At 62.8% G+C, this 19,256-nt stretch carries 19 protein-coding genes; 6 read left to right on the top strand and 13 right to left on the bottom strand.

From position 1 onward, the window contains the following. Window positions 1-106 precede the first annotated feature (106 nt). A complete protein-coding gene (locus tag DQ397_RS16920; protein ID WP_043207705.1) occupies window positions 107-814 on the top strand; it encodes a PA5502 family lipoprotein in 708 nt (235 codons plus the stop codon). An 81-nt stretch (window positions 815-895) separates the two neighbouring features. Here DQ397_RS16920 and katE read toward each other — a convergent pair whose 3' ends face one another. Next, the gene (gene katE / locus DQ397_RS16925) at window positions 896-3,055 is read right to left on the bottom strand and encodes a catalase HPII (RefSeq protein WP_080642058.1); all 2,160 of its coding nucleotides are present in this window, start codon (window positions 3,053-3,055) and stop codon (window positions 896-898) included. 206 nt (window positions 3,056-3,261) lie between these two features. On the opposite strand from katE, the gene DQ397_RS16930 reads away from it, so the two are divergent. The 3 genes from DQ397_RS16930 (at window position 3,262) to DQ397_RS16940 (ending at window position 5,775) form a co-directional block, all read left to right on the top strand. Beyond that, window positions 3,262-4,269: a methionine ABC transporter ATP-binding protein gene (locus DQ397_RS16930; RefSeq protein ID WP_043207700.1), complete on the top strand. Its 1,008-nt coding sequence runs from the start codon at window positions 3,262-3,264 to the stop codon at window positions 4,267-4,269. Beyond that, window positions 4,269-4,940: a methionine ABC transporter permease gene (locus tag DQ397_RS16935; protein WP_043207697.1), complete on the top strand. Its 672-nt coding sequence runs from the start codon at window positions 4,269-4,271 to the stop codon at window positions 4,938-4,940. The genes DQ397_RS16930 and DQ397_RS16935 overlap by 1 nt, the downstream gene beginning before the upstream one ends. 64 nt (window positions 4,941-5,004) lie before the next feature. After that, window positions 5,005-5,775: a MetQ/NlpA family ABC transporter substrate-binding protein gene (locus DQ397_RS16940; RefSeq protein ID WP_043207694.1), complete on the top strand. Its 771-nt coding sequence runs from the start codon at window positions 5,005-5,007 to the stop codon at window positions 5,773-5,775. Between the two features lie 118 nt (window positions 5,776-5,893). On the opposite strand, the gene DQ397_RS16945 is transcribed toward DQ397_RS16940, so the two are convergent. From DQ397_RS16945 to DQ397_RS16965, 5 genes are read right to left on the bottom strand one after another with little or no spacing between them, the layout of a single operon-like run. Further along, a complete protein-coding gene (locus DQ397_RS16945) occupies window positions 5,894-6,526 on the bottom strand; it encodes an SCO family protein (RefSeq protein ID WP_043207692.1) in 633 nt (210 codons plus the stop codon). Next, window positions 6,523-7,422, bottom strand: coding sequence for a heme o synthase (gene cyoE, locus DQ397_RS16950; RefSeq protein WP_043207689.1), 900 nt, complete (start codon window positions 7,420-7,422; stop codon window positions 6,523-6,525). The genes DQ397_RS16945 and cyoE overlap by 4 nt, the downstream gene beginning before the upstream one ends. Continuing rightward, the gene (locus tag DQ397_RS16955; RefSeq protein ID WP_043207687.1) at window positions 7,407-8,480 is read right to left on the bottom strand and encodes a heme A synthase; all 1,074 of its coding nucleotides are present in this window, start codon (window positions 8,478-8,480) and stop codon (window positions 7,407-7,409) included. Before DQ397_RS16955 ends, cyoE begins: the two co-directional genes overlap by 16 nt. A gap of 9 nt (window positions 8,481-8,489) precedes the next feature. Further along, window positions 8,490-9,074 carry a hypothetical protein gene (locus DQ397_RS16960; protein WP_043207685.1) on the bottom strand — a complete coding sequence of 195 codons (585 nt, stop codon included), beginning with the start codon at window positions 9,072-9,074 and terminating at the stop codon, window positions 8,490-8,492. Then, entirely contained in the window at window positions 9,040-9,780 is a 741-nt protein-coding gene (locus DQ397_RS16965) for an SURF1 family protein (RefSeq protein ID WP_043207683.1), read from the bottom strand. The genes DQ397_RS16960 and DQ397_RS16965 overlap by 35 nt, the downstream gene beginning before the upstream one ends. A 63-nt stretch (window positions 9,781-9,843) precedes the next feature. Here DQ397_RS16965 and DQ397_RS16970 point away from each other — a divergent pair, with 63 nt between their 5' ends. After that, window positions 9,844-10,047 carry a twin transmembrane helix small protein gene (locus DQ397_RS16970; protein WP_043207682.1) on the top strand — a complete coding sequence of 68 codons (204 nt, stop codon included), beginning with the start codon at window positions 9,844-9,846 and terminating at the stop codon, window positions 10,045-10,047. A gap of 57 nt (window positions 10,048-10,104) precedes the next feature. Here the strand turns inward: DQ397_RS16970 and DQ397_RS16975 are convergent, their stop codons facing one another. The 4 genes from DQ397_RS16975 to coxB are packed head-to-tail and all read right to left on the bottom strand — an operon-like array spanning window position 10,105 to window position 14,346. After that, the gene (locus DQ397_RS16975; RefSeq protein ID WP_043207681.1) at window positions 10,105-10,992 is read right to left on the bottom strand and encodes a cytochrome c oxidase subunit 3; all 888 of its coding nucleotides are present in this window, start codon (window positions 10,990-10,992) and stop codon (window positions 10,105-10,107) included. Between the two features lie 16 nt (window positions 10,993-11,008). Continuing rightward, complete coding sequence (locus DQ397_RS16980) at window positions 11,009-11,575, bottom strand: cytochrome c oxidase assembly protein (RefSeq protein WP_043207680.1); 567 nt, start codon at window positions 11,573-11,575, stop codon at window positions 11,009-11,011. Between the two features lie 10 nt (window positions 11,576-11,585). After that, window positions 11,586-13,175: a cytochrome c oxidase subunit I gene (gene ctaD / locus DQ397_RS16985; protein ID WP_043207679.1), complete on the bottom strand. Its 1,590-nt coding sequence runs from the start codon at window positions 13,173-13,175 to the stop codon at window positions 11,586-11,588. A gap of 43 nt (window positions 13,176-13,218) precedes the next feature. Continuing rightward, window positions 13,219-14,346 (bottom strand): cytochrome c oxidase subunit II, encoded by a 1,128-nt coding sequence (gene coxB / locus DQ397_RS16990; RefSeq protein ID WP_043207676.1) that lies wholly within the window; start codon window positions 14,344-14,346, stop codon window positions 13,219-13,221. Window positions 14,347-14,722: 376 nt separating this feature from the next. Between coxB and DQ397_RS16995 the strand changes: the two genes are divergently transcribed. After that, window positions 14,723-15,364, top strand: coding sequence for a hypothetical protein (locus DQ397_RS16995; RefSeq protein WP_043207674.1), 642 nt, complete (start codon window positions 14,723-14,725; stop codon window positions 15,362-15,364). A gap of 59 nt (window positions 15,365-15,423) precedes the next feature. Here DQ397_RS16995 and DQ397_RS17000 read toward each other — a convergent pair whose 3' ends face one another. From DQ397_RS17000 to DQ397_RS17010, 3 genes are all read right to left on the bottom strand, one after another. Beyond that, window positions 15,424-16,959, bottom strand: a complete 1,536-nt coding sequence (locus DQ397_RS17000) for a SulP family inorganic anion transporter (protein WP_178113798.1) — start codon at window positions 16,957-16,959, stop codon at window positions 15,424-15,426. Between the two features lie 186 nt (window positions 16,960-17,145). Next, entirely contained in the window at window positions 17,146-17,865 is a 720-nt protein-coding gene (locus tag DQ397_RS17005) for a carbonic anhydrase (protein ID WP_043207671.1), read from the bottom strand. Window positions 17,866-18,148: 283 nt separating this feature from the next. Beyond that, the gene (locus DQ397_RS17010; protein WP_043207668.1) at window positions 18,149-19,207 is read right to left on the bottom strand and encodes a PA0069 family radical SAM protein; all 1,059 of its coding nucleotides are present in this window, start codon (window positions 19,205-19,207) and stop codon (window positions 18,149-18,151) included. Window positions 19,208-19,256: the final 49 nt, after the last annotated feature.

Here is a 19,256-nt window from a genome sequence, read left to right on the forward strand (position 1 = left end):
CATCCTGCAACCTTTTGTCAGGTAAAGGGTCTGTAAGACTTATTTTCGAGCGTGCGCACCAGGGTGTAGACTTGCTCGCTTTTTGCGCAAATAGAGAGTCGCAGGAATGAAGCCGTTCGCCTCCCGTTTTCTGCTTGTTGCCGTTTTTTCCCTGTTCTTGGCGGCCTGCTCCAGCACTCCGTCTGAACAGTCGAACGCGCCTGCCCAGACCGATGCCTGGCAAGCGCTGCAACAAAGCATTGCCAGCAATGAGCTGGCCACCGCTGAAGACCAGTTGGCCGCGTTGCAGGCACAATCGCCAGACGACGCACGCCTTGAGCAGTACCAACGCCAACTGGCCGAAGCCTACCTGCAGCGCAGCCAGATCGTGCTGCAGAAGGGCGACGTCAATGCTGCCGCGACCGCGCTGGCCCGTGCCCGCGCGCTGATGCCCCAGGCCCCGGCAGTCACGGGGGGCGACGCCGTGGCCCAGGCGCGCAAGGCCGAACTTGAAAAGGCCGAGGCCGCGCTCAAGGCCGCCGAGGCCAAGCCCAAGGCCCGCGTCATCGACCCCAGTGCGCCGAGCACCGTGGTGGCGCTCAAGACCACCGACATCCGCGCCATGCGCCGCCAGCTCGATGACATCGCCGCCGATGTGGTGAACTACCAGTGCGATGTGGTGTTTCAGGTGCCGCGCACCGACGATGCACCCTGGCTCAAGACCTTGCTCGACAAGCGCGTGCGCAAGCTCGATAGCGGTTTCGAGCTGAACCAGCGCCATGAAATCCAGCGCTCGCTGCCTGCGCAGGTAGTGCTGGTCCCACGTCAGCCCTGAGCATTGCGGGGCGCGCTGCGCCCCAATCGCAGGCATGGCCAGCTTCCGCACAGCGCGGGAACTGGCTAAACACAGCCTGGCCTACGCCGGAATTGCCTCGGCCACCGCCTCCCGCGCCCACACCCGATGTTGCTCCAGCGCATTCACGAAGGCATCTACCGCCTGCTGATCATCCCCCAGCAGCAAGCCTGCATCCTCGTTCAAGCCCAAGGCATTGAGCATTGCCTTGCCCTCGCTGGCCATTCCCATGGGCTTGAGGTGCTTGTAGGCCTCAAGCAGATAATGCTTGGCCAAACCACTTTTCCCCAGCGCCTCCAGCGCCGCCTTGCCGGCCGGCACCCATAATCCATCGATCATTACCGATGGCATCCCCTCCATGGAGGCATCCACCGCCAACGCCTTGCCCTCGGCAGTCGTCACCGGCGCCGACGTCGGCCCCAGAACAAGCACGCGTGCGCTTTGGGCCTCGAAAGCCTTCACCAGCCTATCGACACTGGCGCCTTCCACCCCATCGGCCACCAACAAGGCAATCTTGCGTCCCTTGATGCCCACACTGCCGGGGTGGTTCATCTGGCTCAGCGCCGGTGATTGCGCTGGCGTCGATCCCTTGACCTGCACCGTTGCGGCCTTGGGCGCCGGCAAGCCGAGGTTGGTCGCCACGGCTGCGGCGAGGTCCAAGTCGATGTTGGCCAGGATCTCGTTCACCTCCCGCACCCGGATCGCCTCGCGCTCGACCTTGCCCAGCTCGAAGCTGTAAGCCTTGATGATGTGCTGCTGCTCGGTCGGGCTCATGCTCTGGAAGAACAACCGCGCCTGGGAGAAATGGTCGCTGAAAGAGTCGCTACGCTGACGGATCTTGTGCCCGTCGATGCGCTCCTGATAACTCTCGAAGCCACCGCCATGGGGTGCTGGCGGCGTTTCCTTGGGCCAACCGCCATCGATGGAATTGGGCTCATAGGAGGCACGCCCCTTGTCGATGGTCATGCGGTGCATGGCATCACGCTGGCTGCTGTGGTTGGGTACGATCGGCCGGTTGATCGGAATTTCATGGAAGTTCGGCCCGCCCAGGCGGCTGAGCTGGGTATCGGTGTAGGAGAACAGACGCCCCTGCAGCAACGGGTCGTTGGTGAAGTCGATTCCCGGCACGATATGCCCGGGACAGAAGGCGATCTGCTCGACTTCAGCGAAGAAGTTGTCCGGATTGCGGTTGAGCACCATCTTGCCCAGCGGCGTCACGGGCACCAGTTCTTCGGGAATGATCTTGGTCGGGTCGAGCAGGTCGAAGTCAAAATTGTGCTCGTCTGCCTCCGGCACGATCTGCACGCCCAGCTCCCACTCGGGATAATCACCGGTCTCGATCGCCTCCCACAGGTCGCGGCGATGGAAGTCCGGGTCCTTGCCGCCAAGTTTCTGCGCCTCGTCCCAGAGCACCGAGTGCACGCCCTGGCGCGGCTTCCAGTGGAACTTCACGAATGTGGCCTCGCCCTGGGCATTGATCAGGCGGAAGGTGTGTACGCCAAAGCCTTCCATCATGCGCAGGCTGCGCGGAATGGCCCGATCGGACATCGCCCACATGACCATGTGCGCCGATTCCGGTACCAGTGAGACGAAATCCCAGAAGGTGTCGTGGGCCGACGCCCCGGTGGGAACTTCGTTGTGCGGTTCGGGTTTCACCGCATGGACGAAATCCGGGAACTTGATCGCATCCTGGATGAAGAACACCGGCATGTTGTTCCCCACCAGGTCGAAGTTGCCCTCGTCGGTGTAGAACTTGACGGCAAAGCCGCGCACGTCGCGCACGGTGTCACCCGAGCCGCGCGGGCCCTGCACAGTGGAAAACCGCACGAACACAGGCGTGATTTTCTGCGGATCCTGCAGGAAGCCTGCCTTGGTCAACTGCTCGTGGCAGCCATAGCTCTGAAAGTAGCCATGAGCACCGGTGCCACGGGCATGGACGATGCGCTCGGGGATCCGCTCATGGTCGAAGTGAGTGATCTTCTCGCGCATGATGAAGTCTTCGAGCAGCGAAGGCCCACGCACGCCGGCCTTGAGGGTGTTCTGGTTGTCGGCAATCTTCACACCTTGATTGGTGCGCAGGGCCTGGCCGGTGGCATCGCTGCGCACGCTTTCCAGGCTTTGCACCTTGGCGTTGGTGTTGGCCCGGTCAGGCGTGTGGGTTCCGGCCAGCTGGCTGTCCCTGGGCGAATCCGGAGTCTTTGGCATGTCGGTTCTCCTCGTCATGGCTTTCAGGCGCCCCGTTCGGGCTCGTTCCTGTAGTGACTGGAGGCGCCCCGTGAGCGTTCAATCGGATTACCGGTTGTCGCGTTATGCCCAGCGGATTGGTTGATGACGAAATAAATGCTAAGAACAACTATGGGAAAAGGCTAAAATGCGCGACCCCGGCTAACCGCTGACCCAAATTCCATGCGCCCCACAAGGTTCGCTCAGTGATCGAGTTTCAACATGTCCACAAGACCTACCGCGTCGCCGGTAGGGATATCCCCGCCCTGAACCCGACCAGCCTGACCATTGAAAATGGCCAGGTGTTCGGCCTGATCGGGCATTCCGGCGCCGGCAAGAGCACCTTGCTGCGCCTGATCAACCGCCTGGAGGCCCCAAGCGGCGGCAAGATCATCGTCGACGGCGAAGATGTCACCGCCTTCGACGCCAACCAGCTGCGCCGCTTCCGCCAGCAGGTCGGGATGATCTTCCAGCACTTCAACCTGCTGGCATCCAAGACCGTCGCCGACAACGTCGCGCTGCCATTGACCTTGGCTGGCGAGCTGTCGCGTAGCGAGATCGACAAGCGTGTGACCGAACTGCTGGCTCGCGTCGGGCTGTCGGACCACGCCAAGAAGTACCCCGCCCAGCTTTCCGGTGGCCAGAAGCAGCGCGTGGGTATCGCCCGTGCCTTGTCCACCAACCCCAAGATCCTCCTGTGCGACGAGGCCACCAGCGCTCTGGATCCGCAAACCACGGCCCAGGTGCTGCAGTTGCTGGCCGAGATCAACCGTGAGCTGAAGCTGACCATCGTGCTGATCACCCACGAAATGGACGTGATCCGCCGGGTCTGCGACCGCGTGGCAGTGATGGATGCCGGGCAGATCGTCGAGCAAGGCGCGGTGGCCGATGTGTTCCTGCATCCGCAGCACCCGACCACCAAGCGCTTCGTCCAGGAAGATGAGCAGGTGGACGAAAGCGAGCAGCGCGATGACTTCGCCCACGTACCAGGGCGTATCGTGCGCCTGACCTTCCAGGGCGATGCCACCTACGCACCGCTTCTGGGCACCGTGGCCCGGGAGACTGGCGTTGACTACAGCATCCTGGCCGGACGTATCGACCGTATCAAGGACGTCCCCTATGGACAGCTCACGCTGGCCGTCACTGGCGGCGACATGGAAGCGGCGTTCGCCCGCTTCAAGGCTGCTGATGTTCATATGGAGGTACTGCGTTGATGGACGCTCTTAATTTCTTCGCCAACGTCGACTGGGCCGAAATCTGGCTGGCCAGCATCGACACCATGATCATGTTGTTCGGCTCGCTGTTCTTCACCGTGCTGCTGGGCTTGCCCCTGGGCGTGCTGCTGTTCCTCTGCGGACCGCGGCAGATGTTCGAACAAAAAGGCGTTTATGCGCTGCTATCGCTGGTGGTCAACGTGTTGCGCTCGCTGCCGTTCATCATCCTGCTGATCGTCATGATCCCGATCACCGTGCTGATCACCGGCACTTCGCTGGGTGTCGCCGGTGCAATCCCGCCGCTGGTGGTGGGTGCGACGCCATTCTTCGCACGCTTGGTGGAAACCGCCCTGCGTGAAGTAGACCGCGGCATCATCGAGGCCACCCAGTCGATGGGCGCCACCACCCGCCAGATCATCACCAATGCCCTGCTGCCCGAAGCCCGGCCAGGCATCTTCGCCGCCATCACCGTCACTGCCATCACCCTGGTGTCCTATACCGCCATGGCCGGCGTGGTCGGTGCCGGCGGTCTGGGCGACCTGGCCATCCGCTTCGGCTACCAGCGTTTCCAGACCGATGTGATGGTGGTCACCGTGATCCTGCTGCTGATCTTGGTTCAAGTTCTGCAAAGTGTCGGCGACAAACTGGTCGTGCATTTTTCCCGTAAGTAACCCCAATGGGGTCGGCCTGGCCGACCCGTTCGGGGGCCGTCGCGGCCCTCACAAGGAGTGATCAATGAAGAAGCTGCTTGCTGTCGTCGCCGCTGTCGCGGCCTTCTCGGCCAACGCCGAGTCCCTCACCGTCGCGGCCACCCCGGTTCCGCATGCCGAGATCCTCAACTTCGTGAAGCCGCAACTGGCCAAGGAAGGGGTGGAGCTGAAGGTGAAGGAATTCACCGACTACATCCAGCCGAACGTGCAAGTGGCCGAAAAGCGCCTGGACGCCAACTTCTTCCAGCACCAGCCGTACCTGGATGAGTTCAACAAGGCCAAAGGCACGAATCTGGTCAGCGTCGCCGGCGTACACCTGGAGCCGCTGGGCGCCTACTCGAGCAAGCTCAAGAAGCTCGACGAACTGCCGTCCGGCGCCACGGTGGTCATCCCCAACGATGCCACCAACGGTGGCCGCGCCCTGTTGCTGCTGGACAAGGCCGGTGTGATCAAGCTCAAGGACAACAAGAACATCCTCTCGACCGTCAAGGACATCACCGGCAACGACAAGGGCCTGAAGTTCCGCGAGCTGGAGGCGGCCACCATCCCACGCGTGCTGACCCAGGTCGACCTGGCGCTGATCAACACCAACTACGCGCTGGAGGCCAAACTCAATCCTGAGAAGGACGCCCTGGTCATCGAAGGCAGCGATTCGCCCTACGTGAACATCCTGGTTGCCCGTCCGGACAACAAGGACGCCGACGCCATCAAGAAACTGGCTGCCGCCCTGCACTCGCCCGAGGTGAAGCAGTTCATCACCGAGAAGTACAAAGGTGCGGTGATTCCGGCGTTCTAAGCCGTCTGCGCGCTGAATGTTTCGCGGGTAAACCCGCTCCCACAGAGACGCCACAGGCCAAAGCGCCGCGGTGAACCTGGGGGAGCGGGTTTACCCGCGAAGCTTTTCAGCCGCGGGTTCAGTCCCGCTTGACCAACCCTGGCAACTGCGCCACCAGCTTCTGGTTGCTCATCGGCGCACGGATGAAACCACGCTGGCGACCATCCGGGCCGACCACCGCCAGGTTGCCGCTGTGATCGACCGTATATCCAGGCTTGCTGGTATCAGCCGGAATGAACGGAATGCTCAGCCCATTGGCCAGCGCCTGGGTATCTTCGATCGACCCCGTCAACCCCACGAAGTCCTTGTCGAAATAGCCCAGGTACTGCTTGAGCTGGTTCGGTGTGTCCCGGTTCGGGTCCACGCTCACCAACACCACTTGCAAGCGCTCCAGCGCCTCCTTGGGCAACTCGCTCTTGACCTGACGCAACTGGGCCAGGGTAGTCGGGCAGATGTCGGGGCAGTAGGTGTAGCCGAAGAACAGCAGCGACCACTTGCCCTTGAGCTGATCCAGCGCCACGGGCCGGCCGTCCTGGTCGGTCATGGTCACGTCCGGCACGGTGCGGCTCTGAGGTAGCAGAATGATGCCGGCGTCAATCAGCTCGGCCGGGTTCGCCTCGCTGCGACCATTGAGCACCTTGTTGACGGTCAGGCCGAGGATCAAGGCGACGACGGCGACGAGGATGAAGACGGTTTTCTGGGTTCGGGTCATAGATTCGGCAACAGGTAGTGGTCCAAAAGCAGTGCGATGAACAGCAGGAACAAGTACCCGATAGAGTACTTGAAGGTCTTGATCGCAGCGTGCGGCCTGGTGCCACGGTACAACACCCAGGCCCAGTGGAGAAAGCGCAGGCCCAGGGCCAAGGCACAGATCAAGTAGAGCGGGCCGCTCATGTGGATGACGTATGGCAGCAGGCTCACCGCCAGCAGCACCAGGGTATAGAGCAGAATGTGCAGCTTGGTGTAGCGCTCGCCGTGGGTCACCGGCAGCATGGGGATGTCCGCCTTGGCGTACTCCTGCTTGCGGTGGATGGCCAGGGCCCAGAAGTGCGGCGGGGTCCAGGCGAAAATGATCAGCACCAGCAGCAACGGCTCGGCGCTCACATGCCCACTGACCGCCACCCAGCCCAGCAACGGCGGCGTTGCACCCGCCAGGCCACCGATGACGATATTCTGCGGCGTGGCGCGCTTGAGAAACCCGGTGTAGATCACCGCATAGCCCAGCAACGAGGCGAGGGTGAGCCAGGCGGTGAGGGCGTTGGTGAAGACCAGCAGCACGGCCATACCCGCCAGCGACAAGGCCAGTGCGAAGCCCAGCGCCGGCAAGGGCGCGACCCGGCCGTCAGCCAGCGGTCGCTTGTGGGTACGGGCCATCAGTGCATCGATGCGCCGGTCCACCACATGGTTGACCACCGCCGCGCCCCCGGCGCAGAGGGCTATGCCTAGGTTGCCGAACAACAGGATGGGCCAAGGCACCCCGACCCGGGTGGCCAAGAACATTCCCGCCAGCGAGGTGATCAGCATCAGGAGCACCACCTTGGGCTTGGTCAGCTCCAGGTAGTCGCGCCACCCGGCTCGCGCCGGGCGCTCACTCAGAAGCGTCGCCACGCGTCAGCCCTCGTGTGCACGGTGCCACCTGCACTGGTGACCGGTGTGAGTCGCCAGCCATGGCCAACACGGACCTTGTCCACCACGCGAATCCGGTAATTCACCAGCACCATGCTCAGCAGCAACAGAGCACCGCCCGCGTTGTGCGCAACGGCCACCCCCAACGGCAGATGGAACAGTACGTTGCTGATACCCAGGCTGACCTGCACGCCCAGCACCAGCAGCACCAGACGAGCCAGCCCGGTGAGACCGTTGCGGTGCAGCTTCCAGCTCAACATCAGCAACACCGCAACGACCATCAGCGCGCCGAGCCGGTGACTGATGTGAATGGCGGTGCGGGCATCACTGTCCAGTTGTCCACCGAGGTAGTTGGGCCCCACGTGCTGGGTCAGGTGAAAGCCGTTGCTGAAGTCCGCCGCCGGCCACCATTGACCGTGGCAGGTGGGCAGATCGATGCAGGCCACCGCGGCATAGTTGGCACTGACCCAGCCCCCCAAGGCGATCTGCCCGATCACCACCAGCAGCGCCAGCGCCGCCACCCGACGCAGACTCAAAGGCAGCTTGGGCAACGGCGCAAACGCGCGAGATAGACGCAGCGATAGCAGGAACAGCAGACTGAGCGTGGTGAAGCCGCCCAGCAAATGGGCAGTGACCACCTGCGGCCATAGCTTGAGCGTGACCGTCCACATGCCGAACGCCGCCTGGGCGAGCACCACTCCTAGCAACAGAACCGGCAGGCGGTACGGCTGGCCGTCCCGGGCATGACGGCGCACCGCCTGGAAGGCCAGCAGCGCGATCACCGTCGCCAGTGTGCCGGCAAAGTAGCGGTGGACCATCTCGGCCCAGCCCTTGGCCTCCTCCACCGGATGGTCCGGGAAGCGCAGCTCGGCGTGTGCCAGTTGGGCTTCGGTCTTGGGCACGCCAATGAAGCCGTAGCAGCCAGGCCAGTCGGGACAACCCAGGCCAGCGTGGGTCAGGCGGGTATAAGCACCGAGCAGCACGACCAGCAGCGCCAGCACGGTGGCACACACAGCAAGGCGGTATCCGGGTCTGGCCATGGCGGCCTCCTAGCCGATGTTGGACAGCTTGAGCAGATGGCGCAGGTCGTCGAGCACCTGTTTACCGTTGACCTTGGCGTCGTAGCGCAGCACCAGGTTGCCGTGGGGATCGACAATCCACAGCTGCGGACCGGGTACATCGACCTTCTGGCCATAACGCTGGGTATCCAGCGGGTAACGTTGCAATTGCGGGTATTCACGCTCGAGCGTGCCCTGGAATTCGCCGGGCAATGGCTGGGCGGCGGCCAGGCCATGGCTGGCGCGGCTTGCATCGCGGCCCAGGCCAATCTGGATCTGCCGGGCCAGATAGACCAGTCGCTGGCAATCCTCGATGCAGGTAGCCGGGGCGCTGACCAGCAATTGCCAGCGTGCCTCTTGGGCATCGATGCCGATATCCGCGCGGCTTTGGCCGTTGCCGATCATCTCGCCGTGGTAGCTGCGCCCCTCTGGCACCCAGAACTGCAGCTTGTACATGCTGGTGGCCAGGATCATTGGGCCCAACACCACCAACAGGATCAGGATCAGCTGCAAACGCCCGCGGCTTCTGGGTTTGCCACGTTCAGGCACGTCCAGTGGACTCGTTACGCCGCCCATGGGGGTTCTCCTTTTTGTCATGCCAGCCGAAGTAGAGGTAAAGCAGCACCAGCGCCGTGGCCAGGGCGAACCACTGCACGGCGTAGCCCAGGTGTTTTTCCGGACCCAAGGCGACCACCGGCCAGTCCAGCCGGTAGCTGGCCGGGCCGTGTTCCAGACGCAGTTCATGGGCAAAACCCTCACGGCCGAGCTGTTGCCACAGTTGGGCAGGGTCGACGGCGGTCAGTAGATGTGGCCACTGGCCGCCGACCGGGTCTGGGTGCAGCTGGAAGGTGGCGCCCGGCGCGACATAGACCCAGGCCTCGAGCGCCAAGGCTTGGGCAGGTGTCTCGAAACGGACCGGCTCGCGACGATCCGGCCAGGGCAGCCAGCCCCGGTTGACCAGCAGCCACAGGCCGCTGGCCTGGTCATGAAACGGTTGCAGCACCTCCACACCCGCCCGGCCGTCGCGAATGCTGTTGTCCAGCAGCAGGCTGTGTTCACCATCGAAGCGGCCATACAGGTGCACGCGACGATAGGCCGGGTTGGCCACCTGTGGCAGTTGGCCGCCGGCCAGGGGCGCCTCGATCCTGCGTTCGGCGAAGGTTGCCAGCAGTGCACGTTTTTCATCGGCACGGCCCAGTTGCCAACAGCCGAGCGCGATCAGGCCCGGCAGCAGCGCGAGCACCACCAAGGTTGGTACCAGTCCTGGGCGAAACGGCTTCACCGTGTCCTCGGCAGGTCGATCGCTATACTTGATTTCATCACCGCATCCCCCCGGAGTTTCGCCATGCTCAAGGCCGCGATTGTCCTGATGCTGTTAGCCACCATTGCCAGCCTGTTCAGCGGGCTGGTGTTCCTGGTCAAGGACGACGAACACTCGACCCGCTTGCTCAAAGCCCTGACCGTGCGAGTCACCCTGGCCACCTTGACCATCGCCCTGGTGGCCTGGGGCCTGATCAGCGGCCAACTGGTCTCCCACGCCCCCTTCTAAGTTTTCACCCGCTCCCATCTGGTCCGTCGGAGTTCTCTAAAGGCAGTTGCCCTCAGTTCAGAGCACGTACACGAAGATGAACAACCCGACCCACACCACATCGACAAAGTGCCAGTACCAGCTCGCCGCCTCGAAACCAAAGTGCTTGTCCGGATCGAAATGCCCGCGTAGCACGCGGCAGAACATCACGATCAGGATCAGCGTGCCCAAGGTCACGTGGGCACCGTGGAAGCCGGTGAGCATGAAGAAGGTCGCGCCGTAGATCCCTGAACCCAGCGTCAAGCCCAGTTCGGTATACGCCTCGTGGTACTCGAAGGCCTGCAACGCCAGGAACGACAAGCCCAGCAGGATGGTCAGCCCCAGCCACAGCTTGAGCGGCCCACGATGGTTCTTGCGCAGGGCATGGTGGGCGATGGTGATGGTCACGCTGGAGCTCACCAGCAAGATGGTGTTGATCAGCGGCAGGTGCCACGGATCGATGATTTCCTTCGGTGGCGGAAACAGCTTCGGATCCGGTGTATGCAACAACGGCCAGGCGAACTCGAACGTTGGCCACAGCATATGGGCGATGCCCTTGTGTCCCTCGCCGCCGAGCCAGGGGCCGGCCAGAACTCGCACGTAGAACAGCGCGCCGAAGAACGCCAGGAAGAACATCACCTCCGAGAAGATGAACCAGCTCATGCCCCAGCGGAACGAGCGGTCCATCTGCGCGCTATAGAGCCCGGCGTGGCTTTCCTTGACCACCGCACCGAACCAGCCGAACAGCATGTAGGCCAGAAACAGCGCGCCGACGAAGAAGATCAGTGGCCCATGGGACTCGGGGTGTCCGGCCTTGAGATCGTTGAACCAGGTCCCCAGGCCGAACACCGTGATGAACATCCCGATGGTCGCGATGATCGGCCACTTGCTCTGCGCCGGGACGTAATAGTGCTCATGACTTGCCATTGCTGTTCTCCTTCCCTTAGCGGGCGCCCTGGACGTCCTGGGCCGCGACATGAGCGACCGGTGGGTGGCGAGCGGTGATGTCGAACAAGGTGTAGGCCAGTGTCAGGTGCTTCACATTGGCCGGCAGGTCGCGATCGACGATGAACCGCACGGGCATCTCGATGCGCTCACCGGGTTGCAGCACCTGCTGGGTGAAGCAGAAGCACTCGGTCTTGTGGAAATACGCCGCGGCCTCGGCCGGGGTGATGCTGGGTATGGCTTGGGCACTCATGGGCCGGTCGGTGGGGTTGCGGGCGATGAAAATCATCTGGTTGACCGCGCCCGGATTGACCTCCAGCTGATCGGCGGTGGAATAGAATTCCCAGACCATGTCGCTGGCGTTGGTGGACATGAACTGCACCCGCACCGTGCGCGACGGGTCACTCACCTGGCTGCCCTCGTATTGCCCGCCGGTCTTGCCATTGATGCCGAAGGCCTTGCACATCACGTCGTAGATGGGCACCAGGGCAAAACCAAAGGCGAACATCAGCACCGCCAGCATCAAGAGGCGCGTGACCAGGCGTCTGAGCGAAAGGCCGTTCATGCCCGGCGCCTCACTTCACATCCGGTGGTGTCTGGAAGGTGTGGTAAGGCGCCGGCGAAGGCACCGTCCACTCCAGGCCATCGGCGCCATCCCAAGGCTTGGCCGGTGCCGGCGCGCCGCCGCGGATGCACTTGATGACGATGAACAGGAACAGGATCTGCGTGGCACCGAAGGTGAAGGCCCCGATCGACGACACCATGTTGAAGTCGGCGAACTGCAGGTTGTAATCCGGAATACGCCGAGGCATGCCGGCCAGCCCCACGAAGTGCATCGGGAAGAAGGCCAGGTTCATGCCCACGAACGAAAGCCAGAAATGCAGCTTGGCCAGGGTTTCGTCGTACATGTGTCCGGTCCATTTCGGCAGCCAGTAGTAGGCCGAGGCGAAGATGCCGAAGATCGCCCCGGGCACCAGTACGTAGTGGAAATGGGCCACGACGAAGTAGGTGTCGTGGTACTGGAAGTCCGCCGGGGCGATGGCCAGCATCAGCCCGGAGAACCCACCGATGGTGAACAGGATGACGAACGCGATGGCGAACAGCATCGGCGCCTCGAAGGTCAGTGCACCCTGCCACATGGTGCTGACCCAGTTGAACACCTTCACCCCCGTGGGCACGGCGATGAGCATGGTGGCGTACATGAAGAACAGCTCGCCAACCACCGGAATTCCGACCACGAACATGTGGTGGGCCCAAACAATGAACGACAGGAAGGCGATCGCGCCAGTGGCATAGACCATCGAGGTGTAGCCGAACAGCGGCTTGCGCGAAAAGGCCGGAATGATCGAGCTGACCGCACCGAAGGCCGGCAGGATCATGATGTACACCTCAGGGTGCCCGAAGAACCAGAACACGTGCTGGAACAACACCGGGTCGCCCCCGCCGGCAGCGCTGAAGAAGCTGGTGCCGAAGTGGATGTCCATCAGCATCATGGTTACCACGCCTGCCAGCACCGGCATCACCGCTATCAGCAGGAACGCGGTGATCAGCCAGGTCCAGACGAACAGCGGCATCTTCATGAGCGTCATGCCCGGGGCACGCAAGTTGAGGATGGTGGCGATCACGTTGATCGCGCCCATGATCGAGCTGATCCCCATCAGGTGGATGGCGAAGATGAAGAACGTCACGCTGGCCGGCGCGTAGGTGGTGGACAGCGGGGCATAGAAAGTCCAGCCGAAGTTGGGGCCTCCGCCTGGGCTGAACAGGGTCGAGACCAGCAGCAGGAAGGCCGCTGGCAACAGCCAGAAGCTGAAGTTGTTCATCCGCGGCAAGGCCATGTCCGGCGCGCCGATCATCAGCGGAATCATCCAGTTGGCCAGGCCGACGAAGGCCGGCATCACCGCGCCGAACACCATGATCAGGCCGTGCATGGTGGTCATCTGGTTGAAGAACGCCGGTTCCACGATCTGCAGCCCCGGCTGGAACAGCTCGGCGCGGATCACCATGGCAAAGGAGCCACCGAGCAGGAACATGGTGAAGGCGAACCACAGGTACATCGTGCCGATGTCCTTGTGGTTGGTGGTCAGCACCCAGCGCATCAGGCCCTTGGCCGGGCCGTGGGCGTGGTCATGGCCGTGGGCGTGGTCGTCGATCACTGCACTCATGTCCTGTCTCCTGCAATCCATTGATTGCCGCGAGTTACCCGGTTCATTGCGCGTCTGCCTGCTTGAGCGCCAGCACGTCTTTCGGCGTGACCATGTCACCTTTGTTGTTGCCCCAGGCGTTGCGCTCGTAGGTCACCACGGCGGCGATGTCGACTTCCGAAAGCTGCTTGCCGAACGCAGCCATGGCGGTACCGGGACGGCCGTGGAACACAATGTTCAGGTGTTCTTCCTTAGGCCCTGTGGCGACCTTCGAGCCTTTGAGCGCTGGGAACATCGGCGGCAGGCCCTGGCCCTCGGCCTGGTGACAGGACACGCAGGTGGTGTGGTAGACCTTGTCGCCGCGCTCGACCAATTCCTCAAGCGTCCACTCCTTGCTGGTCAGCTCCTTGAGCTTGGCAGCCTCGGCTTTTCGCTCGCCCAGCCAGGCGTCGTAGTCGGCCTTGGACTTGACCTCGACCACCACCGGCATGAAGCCATGGTCCTTGCCGCACAGTTCGGTGCACTGGCCGCGGTAGATGCCGGGTTTCTCGATGCGCGTCCAGGCCTCGTTGACGAAGCCCGGAATGGCGTCACGCTTGACCGCGAAGGCCGGCACCCACCAGGAGTGGATGACATCGGCGGCAGTCACCAGGAACCGCACCTTGGCCCCGACCGGCAGCACCAGCGGCTGGTCGACTTCCAGCAGGTAATGCTCGTCCTTGGGCGCCTTGTTGTGGATCTGGTCAGTGGGCGTGGCCAAGTTGCTGAAGAACTCTACGTCCTGGCCTAGGTACTTGTAGTGCCACTTCCATTGGTAGCCGGTGACCTGGATGTCGAGGTCCGACTCGCTGGCGTCATAGATGTCGATCAGGGTCTTGGTGGCCGGGATGGCCATGGCCACGAGAATCAGGAAGGGAACGACGGTCCAGAGGATCTCGACCCAGGTGTGCTCGTGGAAATGCGCAGGCTCCTGGCCGGTGGAGCGGCGGTGGATGACCATCGACCAGAACATCGCGCCGAACACCACGATGCCGATGACCACGCAGATCCAGAAAATGGTCATGTGCAGGTCGAACACGGCGTTGGAAACTTCCGTCGCCCCCGGTGCCATGTTCACGGTCCAGGCGGCTTGTGCCTGGCCAAACACCAACCACAACAGGAGGCCCATCCAGACATGTGGATGTCGCATCATTGCGGGTTCCCCTTATCGTTCTTGTTGTCCCGGAGGCGTGGACGACCGTACGGCTAAGGAGGGGATGGCGGCCAAGACTGCCTGGCTTCGACGACCGAGCCCCTGCAAATGGCAGTCGGGCCTCATCAACGAATCACGTTCAACCCGAGTATAGACAGCGACCAATGGCACGCAACGAAGGCCATGAAAACAACTTCACCGATTGACGTAATCGCTTGAAAGGCTTGCAGTTACAGGGATAGAGCAAAATGGTGGCATATTGATATAACCACGCAGACAGACGTGCCTCGGGGTTATAACAAATGCGTCTTAGGCATTCTGGTAAGCGAGCTAACTTAGTGTCTTCCGTTTGTAACGCCTTGTCCCTGGAGTTGTCATGAACATCGCTGCTGTCCGCGAGCAGATCACCCACGCCCACCAACACGAGGGCCAGACCGGCCAACTGAAACAGCGCCTGGAACAACAACTGCCGCATCTGCATCCATCGATCCAACTGCCTGAGCAGGATGCCCAGGGTACTCTGGCGCGCTTCGTCAGCGCCTACATCGATCAGGTTCCGGAACTGCTGGAGGCCGCCCATGAGGTGGCCCGCGAAGCCGGGATCGAGTCGCAGATCAAGCCGGTGCTGAAAATCGCCGAAGCCTACTTCCTGCAACCGCCCAGCGTCATGCAAGGCCATGTCGGCCTGGATTGCCTGCTGGACGAAGCCTACCTGGCCCATCGCCTGGTCGAAGAGGTCAATGACCTGTACATCCGTCACTTCCAGCAGCCGCTGATCCCGGTGGACACCACCGTGGCCAACCTGATCGCCCATCAGTTGATCGGCGAAACCTTCGCCAACCAGTTGGATGAAGTGGTGCACCACTCGGTGGACGAAATGCTCGACGACGAGAGTTTTGCCGTGGAGTCGGTCGAGACTTACCGGGAGAAACTCTGCAGCCCCGAAACCGGCGCGGCCTGGAAGCGCTGGCCCTGCCTGTCCCGCCAGCTGGGCGTGGAGCTCGGCCAGCCGGTCTGATCCACCTGACGCATGGGCGGGTTTACCCGCGAACGGGCCGCAAAGCGGCCCCTTTTGTGTCAGGCCCCAACACCCGCCGTCGTGCGCAGGCGCCCCTCGATACGCCGCTTGAGCCTGCGCTGCTCGATCACCAAGCGAGACCCCTTGGCCGCATTGCTGCGCCCCCAGTCTTCGAGCAGTTCAAGGCAGGAGTGGTCGATATAGCTCAGGTTGCCCAACGGCACGTGCAGCGTGGTCCCTTGCGGCACGCGCTCCAGCACCTGGGTCAGCGCCGGTACTTTGAGGAACGTCGCCGCGCCGCTCAGGCGCAGCTCCATGTGCCCGGGTTGCGCCAGGGTGACCAGGCCGATCTTCAGCCGCGCCGCCTTGAGCGCCAGCTTGAGCAGGGTCAGGGCAAAGCCCAGCAGCACGCCAGTCAGCAAGTCAGTGAAGATGATCGCCAGCGCCGTCGCGGCATAGGTGAACATCGGCATGCGGCCATAGCGGCCCAGCCCCCGGAATGCCTTGAAGTCCACCAGTTTGATACCGGTGTACACCAGCACACCCGCCAGGCTGGCCACCGGGATCTGCTGCAGCACACTGCTAAGCGCCACCACGAAGGCCAGCAGCCACAGGCCATGGAAAATCGCCGACCAGCGGGTCTGCGCACCGGCCTGGACATTGGCCGAGCTGCGCACGATGACCCCGGTCATCGGCAGCGCACCGAGCACGCCGCACAACATGTTGCCCAGCCCCTGCGCCGACAGTTCCCGATCGAAGTCCGAGCGCTGGCCGCTGTGCATGCGGTCCACCGCAGCGGCGGACAGCAGGGTTTCGGCGCTGGCGATGAAGGCCAGTGCGAAGGCCGCGACCAGCAGGGAAGGGTCGGCCAGCTTGAGCAAATCATCCGGGCGCAGCCAGTCGATGGCTTCGGACAAATCCGCCGGCACCTGCACCCGGTTCACCGGCAGGGCCAGCCACAGGCTGACAGCGGTCATCGCCGCGACGCCCAACAGCGCGCCAGGTACAAAGCGCAGGCGCTGCGGCCGCCACCGTTCCCATGCCCACATCAAAGCAATGGTGCCCAGGCCTAGGGCACCGGCCTGCCAGCCATTGCCCGCGCGCTCCAAGGGCAGCGCCGAGGCCAGTGTTGCCGGGAAGCCCAGCAGGTTTTCCACACCCGAGGGCTGTGGCGCGCTGTCGAACATTACGTGCACTTGGGACAGCACGATCAGCACACCGATACCCGCGAGCATCCCATACACCACCGCAGGCGCCGTGACCCGGAACCAGCAGCCCAGGCGCAGGCGTCCTGCCACCAACTGCAACAGCCCCGCCAGCAACAGGATAGGCCCCAGCATGGCCATGCCATGCTGGCGCACCAGCTCGAACACCAGCACCGCCAGGCCTGCCGCCGGCCCACTGACCTGCAGGGGCGAGCCGGCCAAAAAGCCCACTACGATGCCGCCGATGATGCCGGTGATCAGGCCCTTGGCAGGCGGCATGCCAGAAGCGATCGCGATGCCCATGCACAGGGGCAGCGCCACCAGGAAGACCACCACCGAGGCCAACAACTCTCGCGGCAATGCCGCTTTGATCTGTGTCTTGTTCACCATGAAGCTCCTTTCTCAAGTTTGGCGGCCACTCCAAGGCCGCAGGCACGGGGAACCCTGACACGCGCGCAGGCGCGGGCCGCCAGCAAGCCGGCAGGTCAGCCAGGGAAATTCAAGGCAGCCGACAGCCAGGCCACACCCCGCAGGGGTGCGACCGGCTATCAAGAACAACGCAGGTGTTCGGGTCGCTTAGTAGCGGCCTCTCGGTGTAGCGCAGGGGATTGGCTCACCGGCAGTGAGCGGCAGGAAGCTGTCGGAAGCGGCGTCGTAGGCTTCGATCTGGCTGGTCTCGATGTCGTAGACCCAGCCATGGATGAACAGCTGGCCGGCTGCCAGGCGCGAGGCGACCGAAGGATGGGTGCGCAGGTGATGCAACTGGGCGATGACGTTTTCCTTGGTCAGCACCTGCATGCTTTCGTGCTCGCTGCCGCAGGAGCAGTTGTCCTCGACCACGGTACGGGCCACTTCGGCATGCCGCAGCCAGGCCTTGACCGTGGGCATCTTCTCCAGCGAGTTGGGGTTGAGCACCGCACGCATGGCGCCGCAGTCGGAATGACCACAGACAATGATGTGGTGCACGCCCAGGGCCATCACGGCGTATTCGATGGCGGTGGAAACACCACCGTTCATCTGACCATAAGGCGGAACGACGTTGCCGACGTTACGGGTCACGAACAGATCGCCCGGCGAGCTTTGAGTGATCAGCTCCGGAACGATGCGTGAGTCGGCACAAGTGATGAACATCGCGCGTGGCTTCTGCGCGGTGGCGAGCTTCTTGAACAGCTCTTGCTGCTCGGGGAAGACGTCATGGTGAAAACGCAGGAAGCCGTCGACGATATGCTTCAGGGCAGCATCGGCGCTTTCGGCAGGTGCAGCCGGGACGACCTTGTTTGGGTCCTTGACGGGCATGATTCATCCTCTTGGCGGTTGTAGGTAAGGTCCATTTTACCGGGGAAAGATTCTGGCTATGCAGGGCGTTAGATGACACGCACAGGCGATAAATCACAATCTCTTGTCGACTTACGCTACGGGAGAAAACTTAACTGAAACTGAATTCGGAGGCTCTAGAACGGGCGTTCTAGCTTCATGAGGCGGGACGTCGATAGTAGCAAAAAAATATCAATCGCCACTACTCCTGAATAAAAATCTCAGCTTGCATGAGCCAGGCTGAGGATGGCCATGGGACCGCACCTCAAAACAACGCCATCTGCCCACCCGGTGGGCAAAAGGCCGTGCAATCGAGCGCCTGCGCCTCGCGCCCCTCGAACCCCAGCCGCTTTGCCGCCTTGCGAAACCGCTGCGCCAGTAATTCAGCGAACACCCCCTCGCCACGCATGCGCGTCCCGAACCGGCTGTCGTACAGCTCGCCCCCGCGGCTCTGGCGAATCAGGCTCAATACGTGGGCGGCACGTTGCGGGTAGTGATCCTGCAGCCACTGCTCGAACAACGGCGCCACCTCCAACGGCAGGCGCAACATCATGTAGGCCGCGCTCTGGGCGCCGGCATCCTTCGCCGCCTCCAGCAGGTGTTCCAGCTCGCTGTCGTTGACCATGGGAATCATCGGCGAGCACAGCACCCCCACCGGCACCCCGGCCTCACGCAGGACGCGGATCGCCCGCAGACGTGCCTTGGGCGCCGCCGCTCTCGGCTCGAGGATGCGCTTGAGCGTGTCGTCGAGCGTGGTAAGGCTGATCATCACCCGCGCCAGGCGCTGGCTGGCCAGCTCGGCCAGCAGGTCAAGGTCACGCAGCACCAATGCTCCCTTGGTGACGATGGTCACCGGATGGCGATAGCGCAGCAGCACCTGGAGCAGGCGCCGGGTCAATTGCTGCTCCCGTTCGATGGGTTGATAGGGGTCGGTGTTGGAACCCAGGTTGATGGGGGCGCAGACATAGCCTGGCTTGCTCAGCTGTTGCTCGAGCACCTCGGCGGCGTTGGTCTTGGCGATCAGCTTGGTCTCGAAATCCAGGCCAGGGGAGAGGTCCCAGTAGGCATGGCTGGGTCGGGCGTAGCAGTAAATGCAGCCATGCTCGCAACCCCGGTAGGGGTTGATCGAGCGGTCGAAGGGCAGATCGGGCGAGGTGTTGCGGGTGATGATGGTCTTGGCGGTCTCGATGCGGATCTCGGTGCCTTGGGTCGCCGGCACGTCCTGGTACCAGCCATCGTCTTCCACAGTCGAATGGCTGGGAGAAAAACGATTGAGCGGATTGTGGGTCGTGCCTCGACCTTTTTGCGGCGCTGGGGAATACATCGCAGGCTCCAAATCACTGTATCCATGTACAGTACATCTGGATGATCAT

The organism is Pseudomonas sp. CK-NBRI-02, from assembly GCF_008124495.1.
Lineage (GTDB): Bacteria > Pseudomonadota > Gammaproteobacteria > Pseudomonadales > Pseudomonadaceae > Aquipseudomonas > Aquipseudomonas guariconensis.